At 72.6% G+C, this 26,191-nt stretch carries 22 protein-coding genes and 2 pseudogenes; 14 read left to right on the top strand and 10 right to left on the bottom strand.

The window, feature by feature from the left end; translation table 11 throughout:
* Positions 1-93 precede the first annotated feature (93 nt).
* From ACFC8N_RS27655 to ACFC8N_RS27670, 4 genes are all read right to left on the bottom strand, one after another.
* The gene (locus ACFC8N_RS27655; protein ID WP_376290726.1) at positions 94-387 is read right to left on the bottom strand and encodes a hypothetical protein; all 294 of its coding nucleotides are present in this window, start codon (positions 385-387) and stop codon (positions 94-96) included.
* Between the two features lie 365 nt (positions 388-752).
* On the bottom strand, positions 753-1,223 hold the full coding sequence (locus ACFC8N_RS27660; protein ID WP_356021185.1) for a hypothetical protein: 471 nt from the start codon (positions 1,221-1,223) through the stop codon (positions 753-755).
* A gap of 53 nt (positions 1,224-1,276) precedes the next feature.
* Complete coding sequence (locus ACFC8N_RS27665) at positions 1,277-1,768, bottom strand: hotdog fold thioesterase (protein ID WP_356021186.1); 492 nt, start codon at positions 1,766-1,768, stop codon at positions 1,277-1,279.
* 62 nt (positions 1,769-1,830) lie between these two features.
* The gene (locus ACFC8N_RS27670; protein ID WP_376290729.1) at positions 1,831-4,143 is read right to left on the bottom strand and encodes an FdhF/YdeP family oxidoreductase; all 2,313 of its coding nucleotides are present in this window, start codon (positions 4,141-4,143) and stop codon (positions 1,831-1,833) included.
* A 203-nt stretch (positions 4,144-4,346) separates the two neighbouring features.
* On the opposite strand from ACFC8N_RS27670, the gene polA reads away from it, so the two are divergent.
* Positions 4,347-7,073 carry a DNA polymerase I gene (gene polA, locus ACFC8N_RS27675; protein ID WP_376290731.1) on the top strand — a complete coding sequence of 909 codons (2,727 nt, stop codon included), beginning with the start codon at positions 4,347-4,349 and terminating at the stop codon, positions 7,071-7,073.
* A 245-nt stretch (positions 7,074-7,318) separates the two neighbouring features.
* Positions 7,319-7,744 (top strand): hypothetical protein, encoded by a 426-nt coding sequence (locus tag ACFC8N_RS27680; RefSeq protein ID WP_376290733.1) that lies wholly within the window; start codon positions 7,319-7,321, stop codon positions 7,742-7,744.
* Here the strand turns inward: ACFC8N_RS27680 and ACFC8N_RS27685 are convergent.
* Positions 7,653-8,508: pseudogene (locus ACFC8N_RS27685) on the bottom strand (DUF4184 family protein). The gene ACFC8N_RS27680 and the pseudogene ACFC8N_RS27685 sit on opposite strands and share 92 nt — an antisense overlap.
* A 317-nt stretch (positions 8,509-8,825) precedes the next feature.
* On the opposite strand from ACFC8N_RS27685, the gene ACFC8N_RS27690 reads away from it, so the two are divergent.
* The 3 genes from ACFC8N_RS27690 to ACFC8N_RS27700 all read left to right on the top strand — a co-directional run bounded on the left by ACFC8N_RS27690 (position 8,826) and on the right by ACFC8N_RS27700 (position 11,862).
* Entirely contained in the window at positions 8,826-10,571 is a 1,746-nt protein-coding gene (locus tag ACFC8N_RS27690; protein WP_376290735.1) for a lytic transglycosylase domain-containing protein, read from the top strand.
* 142 nt (positions 10,572-10,713) lie between these two features.
* Entirely contained in the window at positions 10,714-10,848 is a 135-nt protein-coding gene (locus tag ACFC8N_RS27695) for an SPW_0924 family protein (RefSeq protein WP_356021197.1), read from the top strand.
* A gap of 21 nt (positions 10,849-10,869) precedes the next feature.
* Entirely contained in the window at positions 10,870-11,862 is a 993-nt protein-coding gene (locus ACFC8N_RS27700; protein ID WP_356021199.1) for a DUF3068 domain-containing protein, read from the top strand.
* On the opposite strand, the gene hrpB is transcribed toward ACFC8N_RS27700, so the two are convergent.
* Complete coding sequence (hrpB, locus tag ACFC8N_RS27705; protein WP_376290738.1) at positions 11,852-14,407, bottom strand: ATP-dependent helicase HrpB; 2,556 nt, start codon at positions 14,405-14,407, stop codon at positions 11,852-11,854. The two genes, ACFC8N_RS27700 and hrpB, sit on opposite strands and share 11 nt — an antisense overlap.
* A 94-nt stretch (positions 14,408-14,501) precedes the next feature.
* A complete protein-coding gene (locus ACFC8N_RS27710) occupies positions 14,502-15,476 on the bottom strand; it encodes a class I SAM-dependent methyltransferase (RefSeq protein ID WP_376290741.1) in 975 nt (324 codons plus the stop codon).
* A 225-nt stretch (positions 15,477-15,701) separates the two neighbouring features.
* On the opposite strand from ACFC8N_RS27710, the gene rpsA reads away from it, so the two are divergent.
* The 4 genes from rpsA (at position 15,702) to ACFC8N_RS27730 (ending at position 19,399) form a co-directional block, all read left to right on the top strand.
* Positions 15,702-17,192: a 30S ribosomal protein S1 gene (gene rpsA / locus ACFC8N_RS27715; RefSeq protein ID WP_071375501.1), complete on the top strand. Its 1,491-nt coding sequence runs from the start codon at positions 15,702-15,704 to the stop codon at positions 17,190-17,192.
* Positions 17,193-17,372: 180 nt separating this feature from the next.
* Positions 17,373-18,311 carry a PAC2 family protein gene (locus tag ACFC8N_RS27720; protein WP_356021206.1) on the top strand — a complete coding sequence of 313 codons (939 nt, stop codon included), beginning with the start codon at positions 17,373-17,375 and terminating at the stop codon, positions 18,309-18,311.
* 45 nt (positions 18,312-18,356) lie between these two features.
* Positions 18,357-18,968, top strand: coding sequence for a dephospho-CoA kinase (gene coaE, locus ACFC8N_RS27725; protein WP_356021208.1), 612 nt, complete (start codon positions 18,357-18,359; stop codon positions 18,966-18,968).
* 50 nt (positions 18,969-19,018) lie between these two features.
* On the top strand, positions 19,019-19,399 hold the full coding sequence (locus tag ACFC8N_RS27730; RefSeq protein WP_356021210.1) for a tetratricopeptide repeat protein: 381 nt from the start codon (positions 19,019-19,021) through the stop codon (positions 19,397-19,399).
* A gap of 97 nt (positions 19,400-19,496) precedes the next feature.
* Here the strand turns inward: ACFC8N_RS27730 and ACFC8N_RS27735 are convergent.
* Positions 19,497-19,757 (bottom strand): annotated as a pseudogene (locus tag ACFC8N_RS27735) (DUF6343 family protein); the annotation flags it as partial.
* Between the two features lie 110 nt (positions 19,758-19,867).
* Here ACFC8N_RS27735 and ACFC8N_RS27740 point away from each other — a divergent pair.
* The 3 genes from ACFC8N_RS27740 to ACFC8N_RS27750 all read left to right on the top strand — a co-directional run bounded on the left by ACFC8N_RS27740 (position 19,868) and on the right by ACFC8N_RS27750 (position 22,167).
* Positions 19,868-20,776: an acyltransferase domain-containing protein gene (locus ACFC8N_RS27740; protein WP_376290744.1), complete on the top strand. Its 909-nt coding sequence runs from the start codon at positions 19,868-19,870 to the stop codon at positions 20,774-20,776.
* 99 nt (positions 20,777-20,875) lie between these two features.
* Complete coding sequence (locus ACFC8N_RS27745; protein WP_376290747.1) at positions 20,876-21,559, top strand: class I SAM-dependent methyltransferase; 684 nt, start codon at positions 20,876-20,878, stop codon at positions 21,557-21,559.
* 158 nt (positions 21,560-21,717) lie between these two features.
* On the top strand, positions 21,718-22,167 hold the full coding sequence (locus ACFC8N_RS27750) for a DoxX family protein (protein ID WP_376290750.1): 450 nt from the start codon (positions 21,718-21,720) through the stop codon (positions 22,165-22,167).
* 59 nt (positions 22,168-22,226) lie between these two features.
* Here ACFC8N_RS27750 and ACFC8N_RS27755 read toward each other — a convergent pair whose 3' ends face one another.
* A complete protein-coding gene (locus tag ACFC8N_RS27755; protein WP_376290751.1) occupies positions 22,227-23,078 on the bottom strand; it encodes an RNA-binding S4 domain-containing protein in 852 nt (283 codons plus the stop codon).
* A gap of 189 nt (positions 23,079-23,267) precedes the next feature.
* Between ACFC8N_RS27755 and ACFC8N_RS27760 the strand changes: the two genes are divergently transcribed.
* Positions 23,268-24,629: a M20/M25/M40 family metallo-hydrolase gene (locus ACFC8N_RS27760; protein WP_356021222.1), complete on the top strand. Its 1,362-nt coding sequence runs from the start codon at positions 23,268-23,270 to the stop codon at positions 24,627-24,629.
* A 127-nt stretch (positions 24,630-24,756) separates the two neighbouring features.
* Complete coding sequence (locus ACFC8N_RS27765) at positions 24,757-25,452, top strand: uracil-DNA glycosylase (RefSeq protein ID WP_376290753.1); 696 nt, start codon at positions 24,757-24,759, stop codon at positions 25,450-25,452.
* A 17-nt stretch (positions 25,453-25,469) separates the two neighbouring features.
* Here the strand turns inward: ACFC8N_RS27765 and ACFC8N_RS27770 are convergent, their stop codons facing one another.
* Positions 25,470-26,147 carry a GntR family transcriptional regulator gene (locus ACFC8N_RS27770; RefSeq protein ID WP_356021225.1) on the bottom strand — a complete coding sequence of 226 codons (678 nt, stop codon included), beginning with the start codon at positions 26,145-26,147 and terminating at the stop codon, positions 25,470-25,472.
* Positions 26,148-26,191 lie beyond the last annotated feature (44 nt).

Raw genomic sequence — 26,191 nt, forward strand, 5'->3', positions numbered from 1 at the left:
ACGTAATGCAGAGCGGTACGCGCTGGGCGGAAGGTCGGAATTCCGTCCGGTTCGCCCCGTCCGGATGATGAGAACCCGCAGGAATTACCATGATCAATTCAGGCGTCTCGGGGGTTTTGGTGATGACGTGATCTTGCTGTCGCAGGCGGCTTTCAACGCCTGGGAGAGGTGGTGCGCATACTGCGAACCGAGGATGAAGCTCTGGATCTGTATTGCGCGCACATTACGCAGGGTTACGTCCAGGAAAGGGAGTCCGGCGTCCTTGGGCACTTTTCCGCATTCCGTCACGTGCATCGTTATCGTGATCTTGCGCTCGGAACTTTCCTTGGCGGCAAAGGGGGTTCGCGGGGTCGTCACCAGCGACAGGCCCGCGTAGGGCTGGGTCACCCGGGCCACGGTGACCGAGGGCCCGGACTCCACTCTCAGTAGCACTGCGAAGCTGAAACTGCGGGGCGGTGCGCCGGGCGGAGTGGGCCGGCCGCCCGCGTAGAACATGTCCACCATCTGAGCGGGATACGGCGTAGGAGGCGGCGGGGGAGACGCAGCCTGCCGGGGCCGGGTGGCGTAGAGGTAGCCGCCACCGCCCAGGAGTACGGCGGCCGCGGCGAGGGCGAGGGCGGCGCGGCGGTGGCGGTCGTACCGGGCCGCCGCGGCCCTGCGGATCCGGCTCGCGGGACCGGGAGCCGGGCCGGCCGGTTCCACGGCGTCCCACGCGCGCGTGCCCTCGCCGGGTTCCAGGGGGCCGATGGCGTTCACTGCCAGGGGCTTTCGCTCGGTGCGCCGTACCGGTAGCGGTCGGCGCAGGCCTGCCGCGCCCGACGGTCGATCAACGTGTCTGCCGCAGCGGCTCCTTGACGCCGTTTCACCACCCGTGCCGCGTCCACGACTTCACGCAGGATCTCGTACTGCCCGTTGGACAGCCCCATCGACTGGTAGTCGCCGTAGGTGGTGCCGTCCAGCGCCGCGCGCGACCAGTGGGAGACCAGGCGGGTGCACAGGCCGGCGGGGGAAGTGGGGCCGGGGGAGGGTGAATCGGAGCCCGTGGGGTGCGCGGAGGCGTGTTGCGAGGGGGCGTGCTGTGAGGAGGTGTGCTGCGCGGATGTGTGGCGTCCGGTGCCGCCGGTTCCGTGGCAGGCCGTGGCGAGCAGCACCAGCAGCGCGGGCAGCACCGGCCCGAGCAGCGGGAACCTCACCCCCGGCCGGGGGTCCCCTCGCCGTCCCATGCCCTGAAGCTAAGGGGCGGGACGGCGCGGGGCAACGCCCCGGCGAGAGACGCTCAGCCCGCGGTGGGCGGCACCTGTGCCGCGTCGCCCGGCCGCGCGTCCCGCAGCAGGCAGGTCAGCCGGGCACTGCACACCCGGCGGCCTTCCTCGTCGCTGATCACGATCTCGTACGTCGCCGTCGACCGGCCCCGGTGCACGGGCGTGGCCACACCGGTCACCAGGCCCGAGCGCACCCCGCGGTGATGCGTGCAGTTCAGGTCGACGCCGACCGCGATCTTCGAGCTGCCGCCGTGCAGCATGGAGCCGACCGAGCCCAGGGTCTCCGCCAGCACCGCGGAGGCGCCGCCGTGCAGCAGTCCGTACGGCTGGGTGTTGCCCTCCACCGGCATGGTCCCCACGACCCTGTCCGCCGAGGCCTCCAGGATCTGCACGCCCATCCGTGTGCCCAGGTGTCCTGCCGAGAACAGGGCGGGCAGGTCGACACCGAGCGCCGCGTACTCGTCGATGACCTCCTGCGGGAACTTCACTCGCTGCTGCTCACCCATGATCCCGGCTCCGTTCGTCGGCCAGCTGTCCGCTCACAGCTGTCTGCTCGCTGAGCAAACGCTCAGTCGGTCGCCGATTGTTCCAGACGACCCGCCGGCGCACCGGTGTGATCTTCGAGACGTACGACGACGGACTTGCTGGCCGGAGTGTTGCTGGTGTCGGCGGTGGCGTCGAGCGGGACCAGGACGTTCGTCTCGGGGTAGTAGGCCGCCGCGCAGCCCCGCGTCGTCGGGTAGTGCACGACGCGGAAGCCGGGTGCCCGCCGCTCCACGCCGTCCTTCCACTCGCTGACCAGGTCGACGTACGCCCCCTCGGCGAAGCCGAGCGCCCGCGCGTCCTCGGGGTGCACCAGCACCACCCGGCGGCCGCCCCTGATACCCCGGTAGCGGTCGTCGAGGCCGTAGATCGTGGTGTTGTACTGGTCGTGCGAGCGCAGGGTCTGCAACAGCAGCCGGCCCTCGGGCAGTTCGGGGTACTCCACCGGCGCCGCCGTGAAGTTCGCCCTGCCCGTGGCGGTCGGGAAGCGGCGCTCGTCGCGCGGGGCGTGCGGCAGCGTGAAACCGCCCGGCCGGGCCACGCGCGTGTTGAAGTCCTGGAAACCGGGGACCACGCGCGCGATGCGGTCACGGATCGTCGCGTAGTCCTTCGCGAAGTCCTCCCACGGCACCACGCTGTGCCCGCCGAGCACCCGGCGGGCGAGGCCGCAGATGATCGCGGGCTCGGAGCGCAGCAGCGGGCTCGCGGGCGCGAGCCGCCCGCGCGAGGCGTGCACCATGCCCATCGAGTCCTCGACGGTCACGAACTGCTCGCCGGCGGCCTGGAGATCCCGCTCGGTGCGGCCCAGCGTGGGCAGGATCAGCGCCCGCGCGCCGGTGACCACGTGCGAGCGGTTGAGCTTGGTCGACACGTGCACCGTCAGCCGCGCGCGCCGCATCGCGGCCTCGGTCACCTCGGTGTCCGGGGAGGCGGAGACGAAGTTGCCGCCCATGGCGAAGAACACCTTCGCCTCCCCGTCGCGCAACGCGCGGATGGCCCGTACGACGTCGAAGCCGTGCGCGCGCGGCGGCGCGAACCCGAACTCCTTCTCCAGCGCGTCCAGGAACGCCGGGGCGGGCCGCTCGAAGATGCCCATCGTGCGGTCGCCCTGCACGTTGGAGTGGCCGCGCACCGGGCACACGCCCGCGCCCGGGCGGCCGATGTTGCCGCGCAGCAGCAGGAAGTTGACCACCTCGCGGATGGTCGGGACCGCGTGCTTGTGCTGGGTGAGGCCCATGGCCCAGCAGACGATGGTGCGCTTCGAGGCGAGGGCCATGGACAGGGCCCGCTCGATCTCCGCGCGCGTGAGGCCCGTCGCCGCCAGAGTCTCGTCCCAGTCGGCGGCCCGGGCGGCCTCGGCGAACTCCGCGAAGCCGTGGGTGTGTTCGCGGACGAACTCCTCGTCGACCGCGCCCTCCGTCTCCAGGATCAGCTTGTTCAGGAGCCGGAAGAGCGCCTGGTCGCCGCCGATGCGGATCTGCAGGAACAGGTCGGTGAGGGCGGCGCCCTTCAGCAGGCCCTGCGGGGTCTGCGGGTTCTTGAACCGCGCCAGGCCGGCCTCGGGCAGCGGGTTGACGCTGATGATCTTCGCGCCGTTCGCCTTGGCCTTCTCCAGCGCGGAGAGCATCCGGGGATGGTTCGTGCCCGGGTTCTGGCCCGCGACGATGATCAGGTCGGCCTGGTGGAGGTCCTCCAGCAGGACGCTGCCCTTGCCGATGCCGATGGTCTCCGAGAGCGCCGAACCGGACGACTCGTGACACATGTTGGAGCAGTCCGGCAGGTTGTTGGTGCCCAGCTCGCGCGCGAAGAGCTGGTACAGGAACGCGGCCTCGTTGCTGGTACGGCCCGAGGTGTAGAAGACGGCCTCGTCGGGGGAGGCGAGGGCCGCGATGTCCTCGGCGACGATGTCGAAGGCGCGCTCCCAGGTGACCGGCTCGTAGTGCGTGCCGCCCTCGGGCAGGTACATGGGGTGCGTGAGCCGCCCCTGCTGGCCCAGCCAGTAGCCGCTGCGGCCGGTCAGGTCCGTCACGGGGTGCGCGGCGAAGAACTCCGGCGTGACCCGGCGCAGGGTGGCCTCCTCGGCGACCGCCTTCGCGCCGTTCTCGCAGAACTCCGCCGCGTGCCGGTGGTCCGGCTCCGGCCAGGCGCAGCCCGGGCAGTCGAAGCCGTCCTTCTGGTTCACCCGCAGGAGCGTCAGCGCCGTGCGGCGCACGCCCATCTGCCGCTGGGCGATGCGCAGGGTGTGGCCGATGGCCGGCAGCCCCGCGGCCGCGTGCTTCGGCTCCTCGACCTGCGGCGCGTCCTGGACCGGATCACCCTTGGGCGGCTTCGTCGCCATCGCCCGCTCCCCTCCGACTGCGTGTGCGTGTGCGTCGCCGATCCTCCCACGGCCCACCGACAACGGTGCCGCCCCGGTCTCCGCCTCTCCGTGCCCCCTGCTCCTCCCCTCTCCCGCGACACCGCCCGCACAGCGAGTGACCGCGCCGCGACCCTCGGCCGCCTCGGAACGGAGTGTCAGTGCGGCGTGGCAGGATCGGGGACGTGGCAGAGACAGCAGCGAAGAAGACCGACCAGACCCCCGGCGCCGCCCGTCCCCGGCTGATGCTCATGGACGGGCACTCGCTGGCCTATCGCGCGTTCTTCGCGCTGCCCGCGGAGAACTTCACGACCGCGACCGGCCAGCCGACGAACGCGATCTACGGCTTCGCGTCGATGCTGGCCAACACCCTGCGTGACGAGGCGCCCACGCACTTCGCGGTCGCCTTCGACGTCTCGCGCAAGACCTGGCGCTCCGAGCGCTTCACCGAGTACAAGGCGAACCGGTCCAAGACCCCGGACGAGTTCAAGGGCCAGGTCGAACTGATCGGCGAGCTGCTCGACGCGATGCACGCGCCCCGCTTCGCCGTCGAGGGCTTCGAGGCGGACGACATCATCGCCACCCTCGCCACGCAGGCCGAGGCCGCGGGCTTCGAGGTGCTCATCGTCACCGGCGACCGCGACTCCTTCCAGCTGGTCACCGAGAACATCACGGTGCTCTACCCGACGAAGGGCGTCTCGGAGCTGACCCGGTTCACCCCGGAGAAGGTTTTCGAGAAGTACGGCTTGACGCCCGCCCAGTACCCCGACTTCGCGGCCCTGCGCGGCGACCCCTCCGACAACCTCCCCGGCATCCCCGGCGTGGGCGAGAAGACCGCCGCGAAGTGGATCAACCAGTTCGGCTCCTTCGCCGAGCTGGTCGAGCGCGTCGAGGAGGTCAAGGGCAAGGCCGGGCAGAACCTCCGCGACCACCTGGAGTCGGTCAAGCTCAACCGCGTCCTGACCGAGCTGGAGCGCGCGGTCGAGCTGCCGAAGACGGTCGCCGAGCTGGAGCGGGCGCCGTACGACCGCAAGACCGTCGCGATGATCCTGGACACCCTGGAGATCCGCAACCCGTCGCTGCGCGAGCGGCTCTACGCCGTCGACCCCGGCGCGGAGGAGGCCGAGACCACCCCGGTCACCACCGAGGGCGTGGAGATCGACGGCGCGGTCCTGGGCACCGGCGAGCTGGCCCCCTGGCTCACCGGGCACGGCGCCGACACCCTGGGCGTGGCCACGGTCGACACCTGGGCGCTGGGCACCGGCTCGGTCGCCGAGGTGGCCCTCGCCGCGGCCGGGGGAGCGGCCGTCTGGTTCGACCCGGCCGAGCTGGACGAGGCCGACGAGAACGCGTTCGCGGCCTGGCTGGCCGACTCCGCCCGTCCCAAGGTGTTCCACAACGCCAAGGGCGCCATGCGCGTCTTCGCCGAGCACGGCTGGAGCGTCGACGGCGTCGCCATGGACACGGCGCTCGCCGCGTACCTGGTCAAGCCGGGCCGCCGCTCCTTCGACCTGGACGCGCTGTCCCTGGAGTACCTGCACCGCGAGCTGGCCCCGGCCGCCGCGGCCGACGGCCAGCTCGCCTTCGGCGCGGACGACGGCGCCGAGGCCGAGGCCCTGATGGTCCAGGCCCGCGCGGTCCTCGACCTGGGCGGGGCCTTCGGGACCCGCCTGGCGGAAGTCGGCGCGGCGGACCTGCTGCGCGACATGGAGCTGCCCACCTCCGCCCTGCTCGCCCGCATGGAGCGGCACGGCATCGCGGCCGACCGGGCGCACCTGGAGGCCATGGAGCAGACCTTCGCGGGCGCGGTGCAGCAGGCCGTGAAGGAGGCCCACGCCGCCGCCGGCCGGGAGTTCAACCTGGGCTCGCCCAAGCAGCTCCAGGAGATCCTCTTCGACGAGCTGGCCCTGCCGAAGACCAAGAAGACCAAGACCGGCTACACCACGGACGCCGACGCCCTGGCCTGGCTCGCCACCCAGACCGACAACGAGCTGCCGGTCATCATGCTCCGCCACCGCGAGCAGGCCAAGCTGCGCGTCACGGTCGAGGGCCTGATCAAGACCGTCGCGGCCGACGGCCGTATCCACACGACCTTCAACCAGACGGTGGCCGCGACCGGCCGGCTGTCCTCCACGGACCCGAACCTCCAGAACATCCCGGTGCGCACCGACGAGGGCCGGGCGATCCGCCGCGGCTTCGTGGTCGGCGACGGCTTCGAGTCCCTGATGACCGCCGATTACAGCCAGATCGAGCTGCGCGTGATGGCCCACCTCTCCGAGGACGAGGGCCTGATCGAGGCGTTCACCTCCGGCGAGGACCTGCACACCACGGTCGCCTCCCAGGTGTTCGCGGTCGAGCGGGACGCGGTGGACGCGGAGATGCGCCGCAAGATCAAGGCGATGTCGTACGGCCTCGCCTACGGCCTGTCCGCGTTCGGCCTCTCCCAGCAGCTGAACATCGACGCGGGCGAGGCACGCGCCCTGATGGACACCTACTTCGAGCGCTTCGGCGGGGTTCGCGACTACCTCCGCCGCGCGGTCGACGAGGCCCGGGCGACGGGCTACACGGCGACCCTCTTCGGCCGCCGCCGGTACCTCCCCGACCTCAACAGCGACAACCGCCAGCGCCGCGAGGCGGCCGAGCGCATGGCCCTCAACGCCCCCATCCAGGGGACGGCGGCGGACATCGTCAAGATCGCCATGCTCAAGGTGGACAGCGCGCTGCGGGCGGCGGACCTGAAGTCCCGGATGCTCCTCCAGGTCCACGACGAAATCGTCCTGGAGATCGCCCCCGGCGAGCACCGGGCCGCGGAGGAGCTCGTCCGCCGCGAGATGGCGAACGCCGTCCACCTCAAGGCCCCCCTGGACGTCTCGGTGGGCGCGGGCCCGGACTGGGAGTCCGCGGCGCACTAGCCCGCGGCGCTTCGGCGGAGGGGCGTTGCCGGCGAAGGCCCGGGATGACGCCCCTCTTCGGGTGCGGGGACTTTCTCCGCACCCGCCGAAGCCCGCCCGGACCCCGCCCGCCCGGATCCCACCCACCCGCAGCACCCGACCGACACCACCACGGCGAACCGGCCAGGCCTCCCCCGCAGGGGCCCGTCACTCACGTGGCCCCCGCCAAAACGCCCCGCACCCCCCGCAGCCGCAACACTGCGGGCATGGGTATACGCATGCTTCACCGCCGGACGCCCGAGGCACACATCCGGGCTGCCTGGCAAGGCATCTCCTCGACGCACGCCCGGCTGCCTGTCTCGCCGGTCCCAGCCCTCGCGGCCGGCGCCAGCACCGCCCGTCTCCCCGTCGACCTCGCGAGGACCGTCCGTACGGCCACCGCGGACCTGCGCCGCAGGTGTGCCGGTCCGGCCGCCCGTGCGGACCGCGTTCCGGACTGGCGCCAGTGGGCCGACCTGGCCCGCGGCTACCTCGCCCTCGCGCTCAGCCTCGTCCCGAGAGCGCGCCCCCGGCCCACCCTCACGGTCTTCGTCGCCTCCCTCACCGACCGGCGGGCCGACGCCGGCCCGCAGCGGCCGCCGCGCCGCGATCTCCGGGACCGTCCGGCGCCGGGACCGGACGCCACGCCCTGACCCCGGCGGCGTACAGCAGCAGCCCCGGGACCAGCCCCGCGCCCACCCCGAAACACAGGGCCGCCACCAGGTCACCCGGCCGGGCCGGAGCACCCCCGCCCGCCCACTCCCGCGCCACCCGCTGCACCGCGCAGCCGCCGACGACCACCCCGGCCCGCCAGCGGTCCCGCACGGACAGCAGCGGCACCCCCGCGGGCTCCCCGCCGGGCAGCCTGCGCAGCGCCCGTACGGCGAACGCGGCGAGTACGGCCGCACCTGCCACGGACGAGCCGTACTGGACCCACGCGACCAGCGGCACGCCCAGCAGCCGGTCCCGTTCGACAGCCGGAATCAGCCGGGTCCCCCGGCGGCCGTCATGGGGTGAACGCGTCCCACACCACATGCGTCAGCGCGCCCAGCGCCGCGGAGACGTACCACCACCCCACCGCGACGGCCCGCACGCGCGCGTGGCACACCGCAGCGCAGCAGCGCGGCCGGCCGGCCCTGCGCGCCCCGGGGCAACAGCGCGAGCAACGGTTCGCGGGCCGGCAGCCACAGCCCCACCAGCGCCCAGGCGATGAGCACATCGACCGTGACGACCCCGGCGAACGCGTGCGTGACCGCACCGAACTCTATGCCCCGGGAGGGATATTCGCCGCGTAGAAGGTCATGTCGGGCGCGAAGGAGCCCGCCACGAGCACCGCCGGCACCAGCGGGCCGCGCCCGGTCCCGTCCCGGCGCACCGCCGGCAGGACGGCCGCCGCATGGCTGAGTGTGAACGGCAACAGGGCCCCCTCGGACGGTCCTTGGCCGTGCCACCGGTGGCGGTGATCAGGCCCGTTCGGTATGCGGGACCTCCCTGAGCACCCGCGGGCGGGAACGAGAGTCGGCCAACCGGTGAAAACCGGACGTGAACAGGTGCCCGTGTCAGACAAGTTGCCGTAGGGTCGCGAGCGGCGCCGGACCGGCGCGCGCGGGGCGCACGCACCGCACAGCGGGCACGGCGCAACAGACGCAACCGGAGCGCCGGGTCAACCGTCACACCAGAGCGAGACGGACGGACGGAGACGGACGCAGGGGCGTCCACAGGAGGGGTCACTTTATGGCGGCGCATTTCGGCAGGCGGCTGCGCAAGGGGGCGGCGACCACCGCCGTGGCCGCGGCGGCGGTCGCGGCTCTGTCCGCGTCCCAGGCTCCGGGAGCGACCGGCGGGGACCACGACAGACAGACGGCGGCCGGGGCCTCCGCTCCCGTACCCGGCGCGGACGGGGGCGGCGCCACCGGCAACTCGCCGTACTACACGGACCTTCCGCCGCTGAACAGCCCCAACCCCAGCCCGAGCCCCAGCTCCACGCCGACCGCGGGCACCCCGGTCCCCCAGGGCGACGGGGAGGCCGGCATACCCGCGACGGTCCTCGACGCCTACAAGAAGGCCGAGGCCGAACTGCGCTCCTCCAAGCCCGACTGCAACCTGCCCTGGCAACTGCTCGCCGCCATCGGCAAGGTCGAGTCGGGCCAGGCCGACGGCGGCCGGGTCAGCGCCGACGGCACCACGCTGACCCCGATCCTGGGCCCGGTGCTCGACGGCAACGGCTTCGCGCTCATCAAGGACACCGACCACGGGGCGTACGACGGCAGCGCCGCGTACGACCGGGCCGTCGGCCCCATGCAGTTCATCCCGTCGACCTGGGCCTGGGCCGGCCGCGACGGCAACGGCGACGGCAAGAAGGACCCCAACAACGTCTACGACGCCGCCCTCGCCGCCGGGCACTACCTGTGCCGCAACGGCTGGGACCTCTCGCGCGAGGCCGACCTGAGCAGCGCGATCCTCAGTTACAACAACTCGCAGGACTACCTGAACACGGTCCTGAGCTGGCTGGAGTACTACCGGAAGGGCAGCCACTCCGTGCCCGACGGCACCGGCGGCCTGCCCAGCCACCGCAGCGACGACGGCACCGGGCGCACCACGTCACCGTCGCCGACGCCCTCCGGCCCGCCGAAGGCCAAGCCCGGCCCGAAGCCGCACCCGAAGCCCAGCGCACCGGGCAAGCCCGGCGGAAGCGGCAGCCCCGGCCCGACCCCGTCCAAGCCGCCCGTGCCGACGCCCGCACCGACCCCCACGGACACGGTGGACCACCTGGAGAACGCGGGCACCACCCAGCTCACCGCGATGGCCGGCGACACCTTCACCGAGCGGATCTCCACCCGCGCCGCGACCAAGCTGGGCAACGCCGTCGCCAAGGTGCGGATCCGGTTCACGATCAGCGGCGACACCGACACCACGTTCGCCGGCGGCGAGGGCGTGGCCACGGTCGTCACGGACACCAAGGGCGTCGCCCTCGCCCCCGCGCTCCAGGCGGGCGAGAAGACCGGCGACTTCAAGGTCACCGCGACCATCGTGGGCCGCTCGACCCAGGGCGTCGACTACACGGCCACCGTGACAGCGCGCGCCGCCGACACCCTGACCCGCACCAGCGACACCCCGCTGACCTGCACCCCGGGCGGCGAGTTCGCCGACCAGGTCCAGGTGAAGGCGACGTACAAGGGCGCCGTCGCGGACAAGGTCGCGGCCACCGCCGCCCTGATCAAGTCGCCCCTCGACCCGAGCGAGAACGACAAGGGCCCCTACTTCAAGGACGCGAAGGGCAAGACGGTCCGCACCCTCACCGGTCTCCAGACCGACGCCAAGGGCCTGCTCACGCTGCCGAAGCTGTACGCCGACGACGCCACCGGCACCTTCCTGCTCCGGATCACCACCACCGGCGGCGCGGTCCTCACGGTCGAGCTGAAGGTCGCCGCCGCCGACACCTCGGCGAGCCCCAGCCCGTCGCCGAGCCCGTCCGCGTAACCGCTCGTCGCCCGAGGGGCGTTCCTCCGCCACGGCGGTGGGGCGCCCCTCATCCATGTGTGCAACGTGTTCTCTTCTCGCCCGGGCGTTGCTACGGTGCCGGATCTGACGGAGTATCAGCTCAGGCCTGTCGGGAGGCCGTATGCGCGCCCTGATCGCCGCCGCGACCGGTCTCGTCGTCGCGGTCGCCCTGGTCCTCACGATCACCGCGATGGGCACACCGGACGCCGCGACCTCCCCGAAACCGCTGCTGACCACGGTGCCCGCGCACCCCTAACCGACCGGCAGGGAGGCCGAGATGCGCCGCAAGGCCAGTCTGATCCTGCTCGCCTGCGCCGTCTTCTGCGCGGCGCTGTCCCCGCTGATGCGCTGGTACGCCTTCCCGCGCCTGGCCAGGATCCCCGCGAACCAGTACCAGGACATGGTCCTGGAGGCCAAGGACGCCACCCTCCTCGACTACGGCACCATGCAGGCCAGGAAGGTCCCCGAGGTCACCATCGTGCAGACCCTCAAGGGCAACGTGGCGGCCGCGAAGAGGATCGAGAAGACGGCGGGGCGGCCGGTCGTCGTCTGGGACAGCCTGTCCTACGTCCAGGGCCCCGACGGCAAGATGGTCTCCAAGGTCCCCGAGCGCTACATCTTCGACGCACACACCCAGGACCCCGTGCACGCCACCGGCGAGATGGTCGACGGCGACCCGGTCACCCGCCAGGGCATCGAGTTCAAGTGGCCCTTCCTGACCCAGAAGCGCGACTACGAGTACTTCGACGCCCAGACCCGCACCACCAGCCCCATCCACTACAAGGGCACGCAGACCTTCCGCGGCCTGAAGGTCTACTACTTCGAGCAGACCATCCCCTGGACCAAGGTCCCCATGCCGAAGACGATGCCCGTGCAGGGCATCACGCCGGATTCGGTGGCCAGGACGGGCACGACCCGCTGGTACAGCACGGTCCGCAAGTTCTGGGTCGAGCCCGTCACCGGCGCGCCCGTCTACGGCGAGGAGGACCACAAGGAGGAGCTGCGCGGCGGCACCCTGCTCGGCGGCCGGGCGAGCGTCACGGCGTTCGCCGGTGACGTGAAGATGCGCGAGGACTACATCGAGCACACGGTCGCCCTGGTCAAGCACAACCGCACCCTCGTCCTGGCGCTCACCTCCTACGTCCCCTGGGGCTCGCTCGTCCTGGGGATCCTGCTCCTGGCGCTCTCCCTCCTCCTGGAGGCCCGCTCCCGCCACCCCCAGGACCCCGCCCCGGCGCAGTCGGCGGAGCCGGAGCCGGTCAGCGCCTGAGCCGCGCGTTGGTGTGCCGGGTGGGCTCGGCGGCCGTCGGGTCCTCGGGCCACGGATGCTTCGGATACCGTCCGCGCAACTCCGCTCGGACGCCCTTGTAGCCGTCCTTCCAGAAGGAGGCCAGGTCGGCCGTGACGGCGGCGGGCCGCCCGGCGGGGGAGAGCAGATGCACCAGGAGCGGCACCCCCGCCACGGCCGGTGTCTCGTCCAGCCCGAACATCTCCTGCAACTTGACGGCGAGCACCGGCCGTTCGGGATCGTCGTAGTCGATCCGGATGCTGGACCCGCTGGGTACGGCGATCCGCTCCGGCGCCAGCTCGTCGAGCCGGCCCGCCTCCCCGCTCGCCCACGGCAGCAGCCGCGTGAGCGCCTGTCCGGCGTCGATCCGCGCGAGATCGGCCCGCCGGCGAGCCCGGCTCAGCTCCGGCTCCAGCCACTCGTCCACGCGCGCGTGGAGCGCGTCGTCGGACACGTCCGGCCACGGATCCCCGAGATGCGTCCGCAGAAAGGCCAGCCGCCGGCGCAGCGTCTCCGCCTCCCGCGACCAGCGCAACAGCCCGAGCCCGTCCTGCCGGAGGCCGTCGAGGAGAGCGCCGCGCACGAGGGCAGGCTCGGCGTCCCGCAGCGGCCGCACGGCCAGCTCGATGGCCCCCAGCCGCTCGACCCGCCGGGCCACGACGTCCCCGTCGGCCCAGCGCACCTCGTCCCGCTCGCTCAGCAGGGACCCGGCGGCGGACCGGGCCACGTCCTCCCGCACGGCAGCCGCGAGCCGCACACGCGCGTGCCCCGTGCCGCCGGGCCGGTCGGCGACGGCCACCACGATCCACGGCGCCCCGCGCAACGCCGACCCGTCGGCCGGCTCGGCCCGGGTCCCGGAGGCCATGAGGTACGACCCGCCGTCGAGCTTGGCCACCCGCTCGGGAAAGGCGAGCGCGGCGACGAGTCCGGCGAGCCGGTCGACCTCGGTGCCCGGCCCCACGTGAACGGCACTCTCCGACCGGAAGCCGTCCGCTCGGGAGTCATCCGACGCGGAGTCCTGGGCCGGCGGTCGGGCGGGATCGGCGGCGACGGCCCGCAGCCGCCGAACCTCCGCGGCCCACCGCCCCGCGTAGGCGTCACCCCCACGCCGCGCACGTCGCAACGCACCCGCCAGATCGTCCCCGTAGTCCCGCGGCACCTCCTCGGAGAGCAGCGCGACCACCTCCGCACCCGCACCCGAGGTGTCCAGCAACGCCCGCCCCAGCCGGGGGTGCACCCCCAGCCGTGCCAACCGCACCCCGAGCCCCGTGGCCTGCCCGGCGGAGTCCACCGCCCCCACGGCCGCCAGCGCGGAGCGCCCGGCCGCCATCGCCCCACCCGGCGGCGGATCCAGCAGCGCCAGCCCGGAGGCGTCGGGATCGCCCCAGCAGGCCGCCTGAAGGGCGAACGCGGTCAGGTCGGCCAGCTTGATCTCCGGCGCCGGAAAGGCCGGCAGACGGCCGTCCTCAGCCTCCGTCCAGCACCGGTACACCGCCCCCGGCGCCTCACGCCCCGCGCGCCCGGCCCGCTGCCGCCCGGCCGCCCGCGACGCCCGTACGGTCGTCAGCCCGCTCAGCCCGCGCGCGTGGTCCACCCGCGGCTCCCGCGCCAGCCCCGCGTCGACCACCACGCGCACCCCGGGCACGGTCAGCGACGACTCGGCGACGGACGTGGCCAGCACGACCCGGCGCCGCTGACCGCCCGCCAGCACCGCGTCCTGCACCGCGGCCGGCGCCCGCCCGTGCACCTGGAGCACCTCGGCGTCCCCCAGGTCCCCGAGCTGCCCGGCCACGCGCGCGATCTCGCCGACACCGGGCAGGAAACACAGCACGTCGCCCGCCCGCTCGGCCAGCGCCCGCCGCACCACCGACGCCACGTGCGCCAGCAGCGCCGGATCGACCCGCATCCCGTGCGGCGGCCGTACCGGCCGCGCCGGGGGCGCCCACACCACCTCCACCGGATGCGCGACGCCCGCCGCCTCGACCACCGGTGCCCCGCCGAGCAGCCGGGCCCAGCCCGCCGCGTCCGTCGTCGCCGACGCGGCCACGAGCCGCAGCTCCGGCCGCAGCGTCTGCCGCACGTCCCAGAGGAAGGCGGCCGCCGTGTCGGCGTCCAGATGCCGTTCATGGCACTCGTCGAGCACGACGACGTCGACGCCCGGCAGCTCCGGGTCCCGTTGCAGCCGCTGGAGCAGCACACCGGTCGTCACGACCTCCACGCGCGTGTGCCGCCCCACGGCCCGCTCACCGCGCACCGTGAAGCCCACGCTCTCACCGGGCTTCTCGCCCAGCAGCCACGCCATCCGCCGGGCCGCCGCCCGCGCCGCGATCCGCCGCGGCTCGGCCACCACGACCCGCCGCGCCGGACCGCCCCCGACCAGCCCCGCCAGCACCAGCGGCACCAGCGTCGTCTTGCCGGTGCCGGGCGGCGCCACCAGGACGGCGGTGCCGTCCGCCTCCAGGGCGTCGGTCAGGTCGGGCAGGGCGGAGCGCACGGGCAGCGCGTCCAGGGCGTCGTAACGGATCACGCCCCCCAGTGTCGTACGACGGGAAACGCACCCCACGCGCGCGTGTGCCTCCCTTCGCAGGCGAAGGGAGGCACACGGAGAACACCGGTGAGGGTCAGTCGCGCTCGCACACGAAGATCGCCGTGCCCGGGAGCAGGCTCCCGCGCAGCGGGGACCAGCCGCCCCACTCCGAGGTGTTCCAGGCCGGCCACTCCGGTTCCACGAGGTCCACCAGCCGGAAACCGGAGGCCACGACGTCCCGGACGCGGTCGCCGAGAGTCCGGTGGTGCTCGACGTAGACCGCCCGCCCCTGCTCGTCCTGCTCCACGTACGGCGTCCGGTCGAAGTACGAGGAGGACACCGACAGGCCCTCGGGGCCCGGCTCGTCCGGGAACGCCCAGCGGATCGGGTGTGTCACCGAGAAGACGAACCGTCCGCCCGGCCGCAGCACCCGGCGCACCTCGCGCAGCACCAGCCGCGGGTCCGCGACGAACGGCAGCGCCCCGTACGCGGAACACGCCAGGTCGAAGGAGCCGTCCGCGAACGGCAGCGCGGAGGCGTCCGCGCAGACGAGCGGAAACGATCCGCCGATCCGCAGGGCGTGCTGGAGCTGGCGGTGCGAGAGGTCCAGCGCCACCGGCCGGGCCCCCTGGGCGGCCAGCCAGCGCGCGCACTGGCCCGCGCCCGCGCCGATCTCCAGGACCTCCTTGCCCTTCAGCTCCTCCAGCGGGCCGAGCAGCTCGGCCTCCACCTCGTCCAGGCCCTCCGGACCCCACACGAAGCGGTCGTCGCCGAGGAACGTGCCGTGCTCGACCTGGTACTCGTCCGCGTTGCGGTCCCACCAGCCCCGATTGGCCCGCGCGCTCTCCGTGACACCGGCGTCACGCCGTGTGGCCTCCGAGGTGGAATCCAGGGTGTTGCCCGGGTCATAGCTTTCCGGCTCTTGGATGATCGGCTCCCTCGTCGTACTCTTCCGTCCAACCCGCCGGGGTCTGCCACGGAAGGGTCCCGGAGGCCTGCGTGCGGCCAACCGGGACGTTTCTTCTGCCGGGTATGCGGCTATCCGCCCCCCGTGTGCGTCTTCGCGCATTGACCCTGTCCGGCTGCCCCCGTATGCTACAAGTTGCGCTGCGGGCCTGCGCACCTCAGACGTAGCAGGCTGCGCTCGCATCTGTTGTATGTCCCCTCGGTTGTCGAGGCGCCACCAGCGGTTTCGTGTGGCGCTTCCTTGGCTGTCCGGCTTCATCAGAGCGATACGGGCTCCCGGCGTAGCAGTACCTACGACTTCAATGTCCGTACCGGAGCCCTTTCCCACATGACGAGCAGCACCGAGACCACCGCCACCACCCCGCAGGTTGCGGTCAACGACATCGGTAACGAGGAAGCCTTCCTCGCCGCGATCGACGAGACGATCAAGTACTTCAACGACGGCGACATCGTCGACGGCGTCATCGTGAAGGTCGACCGGGACGAGGTCCTGCTCGACATCGGTTACAAGACCGAAGGTGTCATCCCGAGCCGCGAGCTCTCGATCAAGCACGACGTCGACCCCAACGAGGTCGTCGCCGTCGGTGACGAGATCGAGGCCCTCGTCCTCCAGAAGGAGGACAAGGAAGGCCGCCTGATCCTCTCGAAGAAGCGCGCCCAGTACGAGCGTGCCTGGGGCACCATCGAGAAGATCAAGGAAGAGGACGGCATCGTCACCGGTACCGTCATCGAGGTCGTCAAGGGTGGTCTCATCCTCGACATCGGCCTCCGCGGCTTCCTCCCGGCCTCCCTGGTCGAGATGCGCCGCGTCCGCGACCTCCAGCCCTACGTGGGCAAGGAGCTCGAGGCGAAGATCATCGAGCTGGACAAGAACCGCAACAACGTGGTCCTGTCCCGCCGCGCCTGGCTGGAGCAGACCCAGTCCGAGGTCCGCCAGACGTTCCTCACGACCCTCCAGAAGGGTCAGGTCCGCTCCGGTGTGGTCTCCTCGATCGTCAACTTCGGTGCCTTCGTGGACCTGGGTGGCGTCGACGGTCTGGTCCACGTCTCCGAGCTGTCCTGGAAGCACATCGACCACCCGTCCGAGGTCGTCGAGGTCGGCCAGGAAGTCACCGTCGAGGTCCTCGACGTGGACATGGACCGCGAGCGCGTCTCCCTGTCGCTGAAGGCGACCCAGGAAGACCCGTGGCAGCAGTTCGCCCGGACCCACCAGATCGGCCAGGTCGTCCCGGGTAAGGTCACCAAGCTGGTTCCGTTCGGTGCGTTCGTCCGCGTGGACGAGGGCATCGAGGGTCTGGTCCACATCTCCGAGCTGGCCGAGCGCCACGTGGAGATCCCGGAGCAGGTCGTCCAGGTCAACGACGAGATCTTCGTCAAGGTCATCGACATCGACCTCGAGCGTCGTCGCATCAGCCTCTCGCTGAAGCAGGCCAACGAGTCCTTCGGTGCCGACCCGGCCTCGGTCGAGTTCGACCCGACCCTGTACGGCATGGCCGCGTCCTACGACGACCAGGGCAACTACATCTACCCCGAGGGCTTCGACCCCGAGACCAACGACTGGCTCGAGGGCTACGAGAAGCAGCGCGAGGAGTGGGAGCGCCAGTACGCCGAGGCGCAGGCCCGCTTCGAGCAGCACCAGCAGCAGGTCATCAAGTCCCGCGAGGCCGACGCCGCTGCCGCGGCCGAGGGCGGCGAGGCTGCGGCTCCGGCCGCGACCGGTGGCTCGTACTCCTCCGAGGGCGCCGACACCTCCGGTGCGCTGGCCTCGGACGAGGCGCTGGCCGCGCTGCGCGAGAAGCTGGCCGGCGGCCAGAGCTGAACGCTCACCGCTGAGGCCTAGCCGATAGCTGGTCCTGAGGGGCCGTACCTTCCGAGGTGCGGCCCCTCAGGCGTTCTCCGGGGGACTGGCGCCTGCTTCCTTGATCAGGAAAGTGCCGGGCGGGAATGCCCCCGGTCCAGAGGGCGTTGACCCTGAGGAACACGAGGAGGAGCGGTCACAGTGCTTGATCCGCAGGGTTTGTACGCATGGGAGCCGAAGGGCCTCGCCGTTGTCGACATGGCGCTCGCCCAGGAGTCGGCCGGCCTTGTCATGCTCTACCACTTCGACGGATACATCGACGCGGGTGAGACCGGCGACCAGATCGTCGACCGGCTGCTCGACTCACTGCCCCACCAGCTCGTCGCCCGTTTCGACCACGACCGGCTCGTGGACTACCGGGCCCGCCGGCCCCTGCTGACCTTCAAGCGGGACCACTGGACCGAGTACGAGGACCCGACCCTGGAGGTCCGCCTCGTCCAGGACACCACGGGCGCCCCCTTCCTGCTGCTGTCCGGGCCCGAGCCCGACGTGGAGTGGGAGCGCTTCGCCGCCGCCGTACGGCAGATCGTGGAGCGGCTCGGCGTGCGCCTGTCCGTGAACTTCCACGGCATCCCCATGGGCGTCCCGCACACCCGCCCGGTCGGTCTCACCCCGCACGGGAACCGCACCGACCTCGTCCCCGGCCACCGCAGCCCCTTCGAGGAGGCCCAGGTGCCCGGCAGCGCCGAGTCGCTGGTGGAGTACCGCCTCAGCGAGGCCGGGCACGACGTCCTGGGCGTCGCCGCACACGTCCCGCACTACATCGCCCGCTCCCCGTACCCGGACGCGGCCCTCACGGTGCTGGAGGCCATCACGGCCGCCACCGGCCTGGTCCTCCCGGGCGTGGCGCACGCGCTGCGCACGGAGGCGCACCGCACGCAGACGGAGATCGACCGTCAGATCCGGGAGGGCGACGAGGAACTGACCGCGCTCGTCCAGGGCCTGGAGCACCAGTACGACGCCGCGGCCGGCGCCGAGACCCGGGGCAACATGCTCGCGGAGCCGGCGGAGATTCCGTCCGCCGACGAGATCGGCCGGGAGTTCGAGCGCTTCCTGGCCGAGCGGGAGGGCGACAACTGACCTCCGCCGGTTCCGTTGTCAGTGGCAGGGCCTAAGCTTCGGCACATGCTGAAAGTGGGCCTGACCGGTGGCATCGGCGCCGGCAAGAGCGAGGTGTCCCGGCTGCTCGTGGAGCACGGCGCCGTGCTGATCGACGCGGACCGCATCGCGCGCGAGGTCGTGGCGCCGGGCACCCCCGGTCTCGCGTCCGTGGTCGAGGCCTTCGGCACGGACGTCCTCGCGGCCGACGGCAGCCTGGACCGGCCCCGGCTCGGGTCCATCGTCTTCGCCGACCCCGAGAAGCTCGCCGTGCTGAACTCGGTCGTGCATCCCCTGGTCGGCCTCCGCTCCCGCGAACTGGAGGAGGCCGCGGCCCCCGACGCCGTCGTGATCCATGACGTACCCCTCCTCACCGAGAACGGTCTGGCGCCGCTCTACGACCTCGTGATCGTCGTGGACGCGAGCCCCGAGACCCAGCTCGACCGGCTGGTACGGCTGCGCGGAATGACCGAGGAGGACGCACGCGCGCGCATGGCCGCGCAGGCCACGCGCGCACAGCGCCGGGAGGCAGCGGACATCGTGATCGACAACGACGTCCCCCTGGACACGCTGCACAAGCGTGTCGCCGCCGTGTGGGACGAGCTCGTACGACGCGCTCGCGAGGCGTCCGCGGAATAGCGGGCCCCTGACCGGGCGTTGAACGCTCCGAGTGAGGGAAGGACTCTGCCGTGCCCGAGACCAGCGGTTCCACCGGACGTACTCCGGAAACGCATGTCATCGACTTCCGTGCAGCCGAGCAGCTGCTCAACTCACGGGACCCGCGGGGCGCGGTGAAACTTCTCGACGGAGTCATCGCCGCACACCCCGAGAACACCGCAGCCCGACTGCTCCGCGCGCGTGCCTTCTTCGCCGCGGCGCAACTGCGGCCCGCCGAGCTGGAGTTCACCATCGTGCTGGAGCGCGAGCCGGACAACGCGTTCGCGCACTTCGCGCTGGCCCGCACCTACGAACGCCAGGGCCGCTCCGACCAGGCCAAACGCCATTTCCGGCTGGCGGCCGCGCTCGACCCGAATCCGCAGTATCTGAAGGCGGCCCGCTTCGACGACTGACCGGCCCCGCGACCGGCGACCCGGTGCCGGGCGGTCACGGATGCCGGTGCCTCGGCCAGTGCGGGTACGGCGGCCGGCTCCGCGCCGGCCGGTACGGCGGCACGTCGTCCGGCGGCGGATACGGCGGTACGTCACGGCCCGGCTGGTAGTGCGGGCCCTGCCGCATGTGCCGGAGGATCATGGTCATGTCGACGGTGACGACCAGCCACAGCACCCCGCAGGCCGCCGCCCAGCCGGGGCGTCCGGCCAGCACGAACGCGGCCGTGCCGAAGATCGACCAGACCAGCCCCCACACGCTCAGCCAGAACCGCGCCCGCAGCGCACTGCGCGCGGTCGACGGTTCACTGCCCGTACGCATGGGACACCACCACTCCTCCCTGCAACGTACTCTTCGGGAACGACGTTCACCAACGGTGCGCATCGGGCCCTCGCGTGCCGGTGGCACGTCGTTCACCGAAGGGGGATCCCGTGCTGCCGGACGCCGACGACCTGCCCGAACTGCTCCTCGACCTCTCCGTGCCGCACGAGGACATCAACGACCTGGTGGCCGGACGGCGCAGGATCGCCGCCGATCCGGGCCTGCTGCGGCTCGTCGAGGAGTGCGTCGAGGCGCTGTTCCGCGGCCCGGAGGGGACCGGCCACCCGCCCGACCTGGCGGAACCCTTCGACGCGGCGCCGCAGCAGCTGAGCCGCACCTTCCCCGCATACGTCTTCCTCGCCGCGATCCCGCGCACCCTCGCCCGGCACCGGGACCGCGGCATCCCGCCCGAGATCTCCCGGCGCACCCTGGCCGACCTGGGCCGGCACATGGCGGCACACCGCAGACGGCACGGCACGACCGGCGTGCAGGCGCGGTGCTGGCTGGTCCGGCACTTCCGCGGTGAGCTGTTCCAGCTGGGCCGGTTGCAGTTCGAGCGGGCGCGGCTCGGGCAGCGCTCGGCGCCGGTGATCGCGGCGGCCGGAGCGGCCGCGGTGCCCGGCACACCCTGTCTGAACCTGCACATCCCCGACTTCCACGGCCCGCTGACCCCGGCCGCCTGCGACCGCTCGCTCGCGTGGGCCCGTGAGTTCTTCGCCCGGCACTTCCCCGAGGAGCGGCCGGTGGCGGCGCTGTGCCACTCCTGGCTGCTGGACCGGGAGTTGAGACGCTATCTGCCGGCCGACTCCAACATCATCCGGTTCCAGGACCGGTTCCGCACCGCTCGCGAGGACTCCGTACCGGCCGACACCGAGCCCGTCCAGTTCGTCTTCGGGGACCCCGGACTGCCGGTCGCGGAGCTGCCGCGGCGCACGTCCGTGGAGCGTGCGGTGGGGGACCATCTGCGGGCCGGCGGCCACTGGTACATCGGGCACGGATGGTTCCCGTTCCCCGGCTGAACGGCACGGGGCGGGCGCGGGGTAACTCGAACGGGTGAACTGGCGCGGAAGGGGAACGGGCGTGCGGGGACCGGCCGTTGTTCGGGCATGACGGTCGAAATGCGTGAGGGACACGAGGGCACGGGACCCGGAGCCATCACCCCGGACGGCTGCGCGGTCGAGCTGTACGAGCGGCTGCCGGCGGGCGACGCGCCGGACATCATCGCCGCGGCGGTGCCGGCGGGCGCACACATCCTGGAACTGGGCAGCGGAGTGGGCCGGATGACCCACCCCCTGCTCGAACGGGGCTTCACGGTCACGGCGGTGGACGAGTCCGCCGACATGCTGGCCCGCGTCCGCGGGGCACGCACGGTGTGCGCTCCGATCGAGGAACTGGACCTGGGCGGTGAGCGGTTCGACGTGGTGATGCTGGCGTCGTGCCTCGTGCACGCCGGCGACGAGGAGGTCCGCCGCGGCCTGCTGCGCACCTGTGCCCGGCATGTGGCGAAGGGCGGCTGGGTGCTCATCCAACGGGAGGGCGAGGACTACCACACGAACGTGCCGAGGGAGCGGGTCGACCCGAGCGGCTTCACGATACGGATCGCCTCGGTGGAGCCCGTCGGAGACGGGGTGAACTCGGTCCGGGCCGAGTACACGTTCCCGGACGCGGCCTGGACCCAGACCTTCCTGGCCCGGCCCCTGACGAAGGAGGCGTTCGAGTCGGCACTGGCGGAGGCGGGACTGGAGGTGGACGCGTACCTGACACCTGACCGGACGTGGGTGCGGGCCGTATCGAAGCCGTAGCGGACGTGCCGGTGTTGGCACCGACGCCGGTGCCGGCACCGGCGGTGGGCGGAGAGGCGGTAGGGCGGAGAGGCGGAGGCGATGAGCGATGAGTTTCCGGGACTCGTCGGGTCTACCTCGGTGAAAGCACACAGCACCGCTTCACCCAGGAGACCCTCATGTCCCAGACTGCCGCTTCCGCCAGCGCCACGACGTCCGCGTCCTCCGTCGGCACCCACACCGGCCGGGCCCGATGGGCCGGGGTCGCGCTGCGCTCGGTGCAGGTGTTGCTCGCCCTGTTCTACGGCATCGCGAGTGCCCTGCCCAAGCTCATCGCACACCCCTCCGCCGTCGAGTCCTTCGACAAGATCGGCTGGGGCGGCGGGGCCATGTACACCATCGGCGCGCTCGAACTCGCCGGAGCCGTCGCCCTGTTGATACCGCTGCTCCAGTCCGTGGCTGCGATCGCCCTCAGCGCGCTGATGGTGGGCGCGTTCGTCGTCCAGCTCACCGCCTTCCACGGCCAGAACGCGGCGACCCCGGTGATCCTGATGGTGCCGCTCATCGCGATCGCCTGGGCGCGCCGTGGGTCCAACCGTGCGTTGCTGGGGCTGGTTCGGCGGGGGTGAGCAGGGAGGCGAGCCGAGAGGAGAGAGGGGAGGAGACGGGAGGAGAGACGGGCGGCGGATCACCGACCCCGAGAGCGCCCACCCGATCCACCACGCCCACCGGATCCACCGGCCTGATCCCGCCCACCGGTTCCGCCGGGCCTGCCCGATCCGCCACCTCGGTCCGCACGGCCGCCGGCTCCCCCGGACGTGCCCCGCCCGCCCGCATCACCGGAGCCACCACGGCTGCCCCGTCCACCGCGCTCGCCGGCGCCACCCGGGCCGCCCGGACCACCGGGTCCGGCGAAGCCATCAGGCTTCGCGAAGCCGCCGAGGCCGGCGAAGCTTCCAGGGCCGGAGAAGCCTCTTGGTCCCGCGAGGCCGCTCGGGGCGCCGGGCAGGCTGCCGAGGCCGCGGAGGCGTTCCATCTCGCGGCGGTCTCGCTTGGTGGGGCGGCCGGTGCCCCGGTCGCGGAGGCCGGCCGGGGCCATGGCATCGCGGGGCGGGGGCGGCGGTGAGTTGTCGATGTAGCACTGGACGGCCACGGGGGCGCCGACCCGCTTGCGGATCAGGCGCTTGACGATCACGACCCGTTCCCGGCCCTCGTGCCGCAGACGCACCTCGTCGCCGACGTGCAGGGAGTGTGCGGGCTTCACCCGCTCGCCGTTCACGTGCACGTGGCCGCCCCGGCAGGCGGTTGCACCGAGGGAGCGCGTCTTGATCAGGCGTACGGCCCAGATCCAGCTGTCGATCCGGACCGATTCGCCGGTCGACGGCCCCGCGGCCTCGGCGGCGGCCACCGCGGCGGTGATCTCGGGATCGAGGGGGTGGGCGGCCGGTGTTCCGGAGCCGGAGGTGTTCGGGGCGGGGCTCGTTCCCCCCGGCCCGGCGGTCTCACGGTTCACGGTGTCGTCCGCATCCTCGGAAGCCATGTCCCGACCTTAACTCCCCGGGCGGACCGAGCCGGCCGTGTTTTTCCGGGGCGCGCTCCACAGCGCGAGGAGTGCGAGGGGCTGCCCTCGCCGCTCGCCGGCCGCACCCCCCTGGCTCACCCCGGATGCGTCGGACCGGTGTACCCCAGAGGCTGTTGTCGTTGACCGGACCCGAGCGCAGGAGGTGGCGTGGACACGGCGGGCAGGGTGGATGCGTTGATGGAGGGGCTGCGCGCCGATCTGGTGCGGCTGGCCGAGATTCCCTCCGTGGCGTATCCCGGCTATCCGGAGGAGCCGGTGCATGCGGCGCACGATCTGCTCGTGGAAATGCTGCGCGGCGTCGGCGTGGAGCACATCGAGCGGATCGATCTGCCCGGCACCGCGCCGGTGATCTTCGCGGAGATTCCGCCGCCGGATCCGGCCGCGCCGACCGTCCTGCTGTACTCCCACTACGACGTCCAGCCGGCCGGTGACGAGAGGCTGTGGCTGTCGCCGCCGTTCGAGCCCACGCCGATCGAGGGCGGGCTGCGCGCCCGTGGCATCGCGGACGACAAGGCGAACGTCATCGCACACCTCGGCATGCTGCGGGCGTACGAGGGGCGGCCGCCGGTCGGGGTGAAGATCGTTTTCGAGGGACAGGAGGAGTACGGCAGTCCGTTCGACGCATACCCGCCGACCGATCCGGAGCGGTTCGCGTGCGACGCGATGGTGATCGCCGACCTGGGAAATCTGCGGCCCGGCACCCCGACCCTGACCACCGGGCTGCGCGGGACCGCCGATGTGATCGTGGAGGCCCGTACCCTGGCCGAGCCCCGGCACAGCGGTGAGTTCGGCGGGGCCGCCCCCGATGCCCTGCTCGTCCTGCTCAAGGCGCTGGCGACGCTGCATGACGTGCACGGCGACGTCGCGGTGGAGGGGCTGTGGCGGGAGCCGTGGTCGGGGGCCGGGTACACCGACGACGAGTTCCGCGAGCTGGCCGGGGTGGGCGAGGACCTGCCGCTCATGGGGAGCGGGACGCTGGGGGAGCGGTTGTGGAGCGGCCCGGCGATCACGGTCATCGGGCTCGACGCCCCGAGCGTCGACCACGCCGCCTCCGCCGTCGTCCCGTACGCCCGGGCCAAGCTGAACCTGCGCTTCCACCCCCGGCAGGATCCACGCGAGGCGCTGTCGGCGCTGGCCGAGCATCTGCGGGTGCTCAGACCGTACGGCGTGCCGCTCACCGTCACCCCCGGCGGCACCGGCCCGGGATTCGAGGCCGTCACCGGTGGTCCGGCCTACCGGGCGGCGCTCGACGCGCTTGCGCGAGCATGGGGCACCGAGCCGGCGTACATCGCCACCGGGGGTTCGATCCCGCTGGTCAACGGGCTCGCCAGGGCCGCGCCGGACGCGGAGGTGCTGCTCTTCGGCGCCCAGGACAACCTGTGCAATCTGCATGCCCCGAACGAGCGCGTGCTGCTGTCGGAGCTGCGCAACACGGTCGTGGCGATGTGCGCGTTCGTGGAGAACTACGCGAGCCTCGCGGCGCAGGACCGGGCCGGGGCGGACAGGTGACATCGACGGCGACGGCGACGGCGACGTCGACATCGAGGCCGACGTCGACCTGCTGATCCGCGTCTTCGTGGCGCCGGCAGCCGCGTTCGCCTGAACCGCGCCCCGCGCGGGGGCATACGGTGACGGTATGGACGACAGCGCTGCCCTCGCCCGGCTCGACGGGCGCGTCGCGGACTGCCGGGCCTGTCCCCGGCTGGTGGAGTGGCGCGAGGAGGTGGCCCGGACGAAACGGGCCGCGTTCGCCGACTGGACGTACTGGGGGCGACCGGTGCCCGGCTTCGGCCCGGCCGACGCCCGGCTGGTGATCATCGGTCTCGCCCCCGCCGCGCACGGCGGCAACCGCACCGGCCGCATGTTCACCGGCGACCGCTCCGGGGACGTGCTCTACCAGGCGCTGTACGACGTGGGGCTCGCCTCGCAGCCCACCTCGGTCAGCGTCGACGACGGACTGGAGCTGTACGGCGTCCGCGTCACCGCGCCCGTGCACTGCGCGCCGCCCGCCAACAGGCCGACGCCCGGCGAGCGCGACGCCTGCCGCCCCTGGCTGGTCCAGGAGCTGAAGCTGCTGCGCCCGACGCTCAGAGCCGCCGTCGTCCTCGGTGCCTTCGGCTGGCAGGCCGCGCTGCCCGCGTTCGCCGAGGCGGGCTGGGCCGTACCCCGGCCGCGCCCGGCCTTCGCCCACGGCACCCGGGTCGCGCTCGACGGCCTCGACCTCTTCGGCTGTTTCCATGTCAGCCAGCGCAACACGTTCACCGGCAGGCTCACCCCCGAGATGCTGCGCGAGGTGCTGCGCACGGCGGCGCGGACGGCGGGACTGCCGTGACCGGTAACGCGCCTCGGTCAGACGGCGTCGTCCCCGAACAGGTGCCGGACCGTCGAGCGGTAGTTGGCGCGGACGTGGTCCAGCGCGTGGGCGCGGGCGCGGTCCGGGTCGCCGGAGGCGATGGCGTCGTACAACTCGCGGTGTTCACCGAGTAGTTGGGGCCATTCCTCGTTCTGGCGGGTGAGCCAGCGCAGGCGGCCGTCGACCGGCTCCATGACCGAGATCAGCAGGCTGTTGCCGGCCAGGGCGCGGATGCGGTCGTGGAAACGGGTGTTGATGTCCGTGATCGCCTCGGCGTCCCCCTCGTTCGTCGCCCGCGCCGCCTGGTCCAGCAGTGCGCGCAGCTCCGCCAGGGCCTGCGGCGTCACCCGGCTCGCCGCCAGCCCCGCCGCGTACACCTCCAACGCCTCGCGCAGCTCGAAGAGTTCCCGGACGTCGGTCGGGGTCAGCCGCCGCACGACCGTGCGCCGGGCCGACTCGAACAGGACGAAACCCTCGGCGACCAGTGCGCGGATCGCCTCGCGCACCGGCACGCGTGAGACGCCGAACCGCTCGGCCAGCTCCCGTTCGACGAGCCGGTCACCGGGTGCCAGGCGCCCGGCGATGATGTCCTCCCGCAGGCTCGCCAGCACGCGTTCGCGCACCGCGCCGAGGGGTTCGGTCTTCGTCGTCGCAGAGGCCGTCGTGGGGGTCATGAGCCCATCTTCGCCGACCCGGCGGCGCTTTTACGGGGCTGTAA

The sequence above is a fragment of the Streptomyces sp. NPDC055966 genome, assembly GCF_042269865.1.
Lineage (GTDB): Bacteria > Actinomycetota > Actinomycetes > Streptomycetales > Streptomycetaceae > Streptomyces.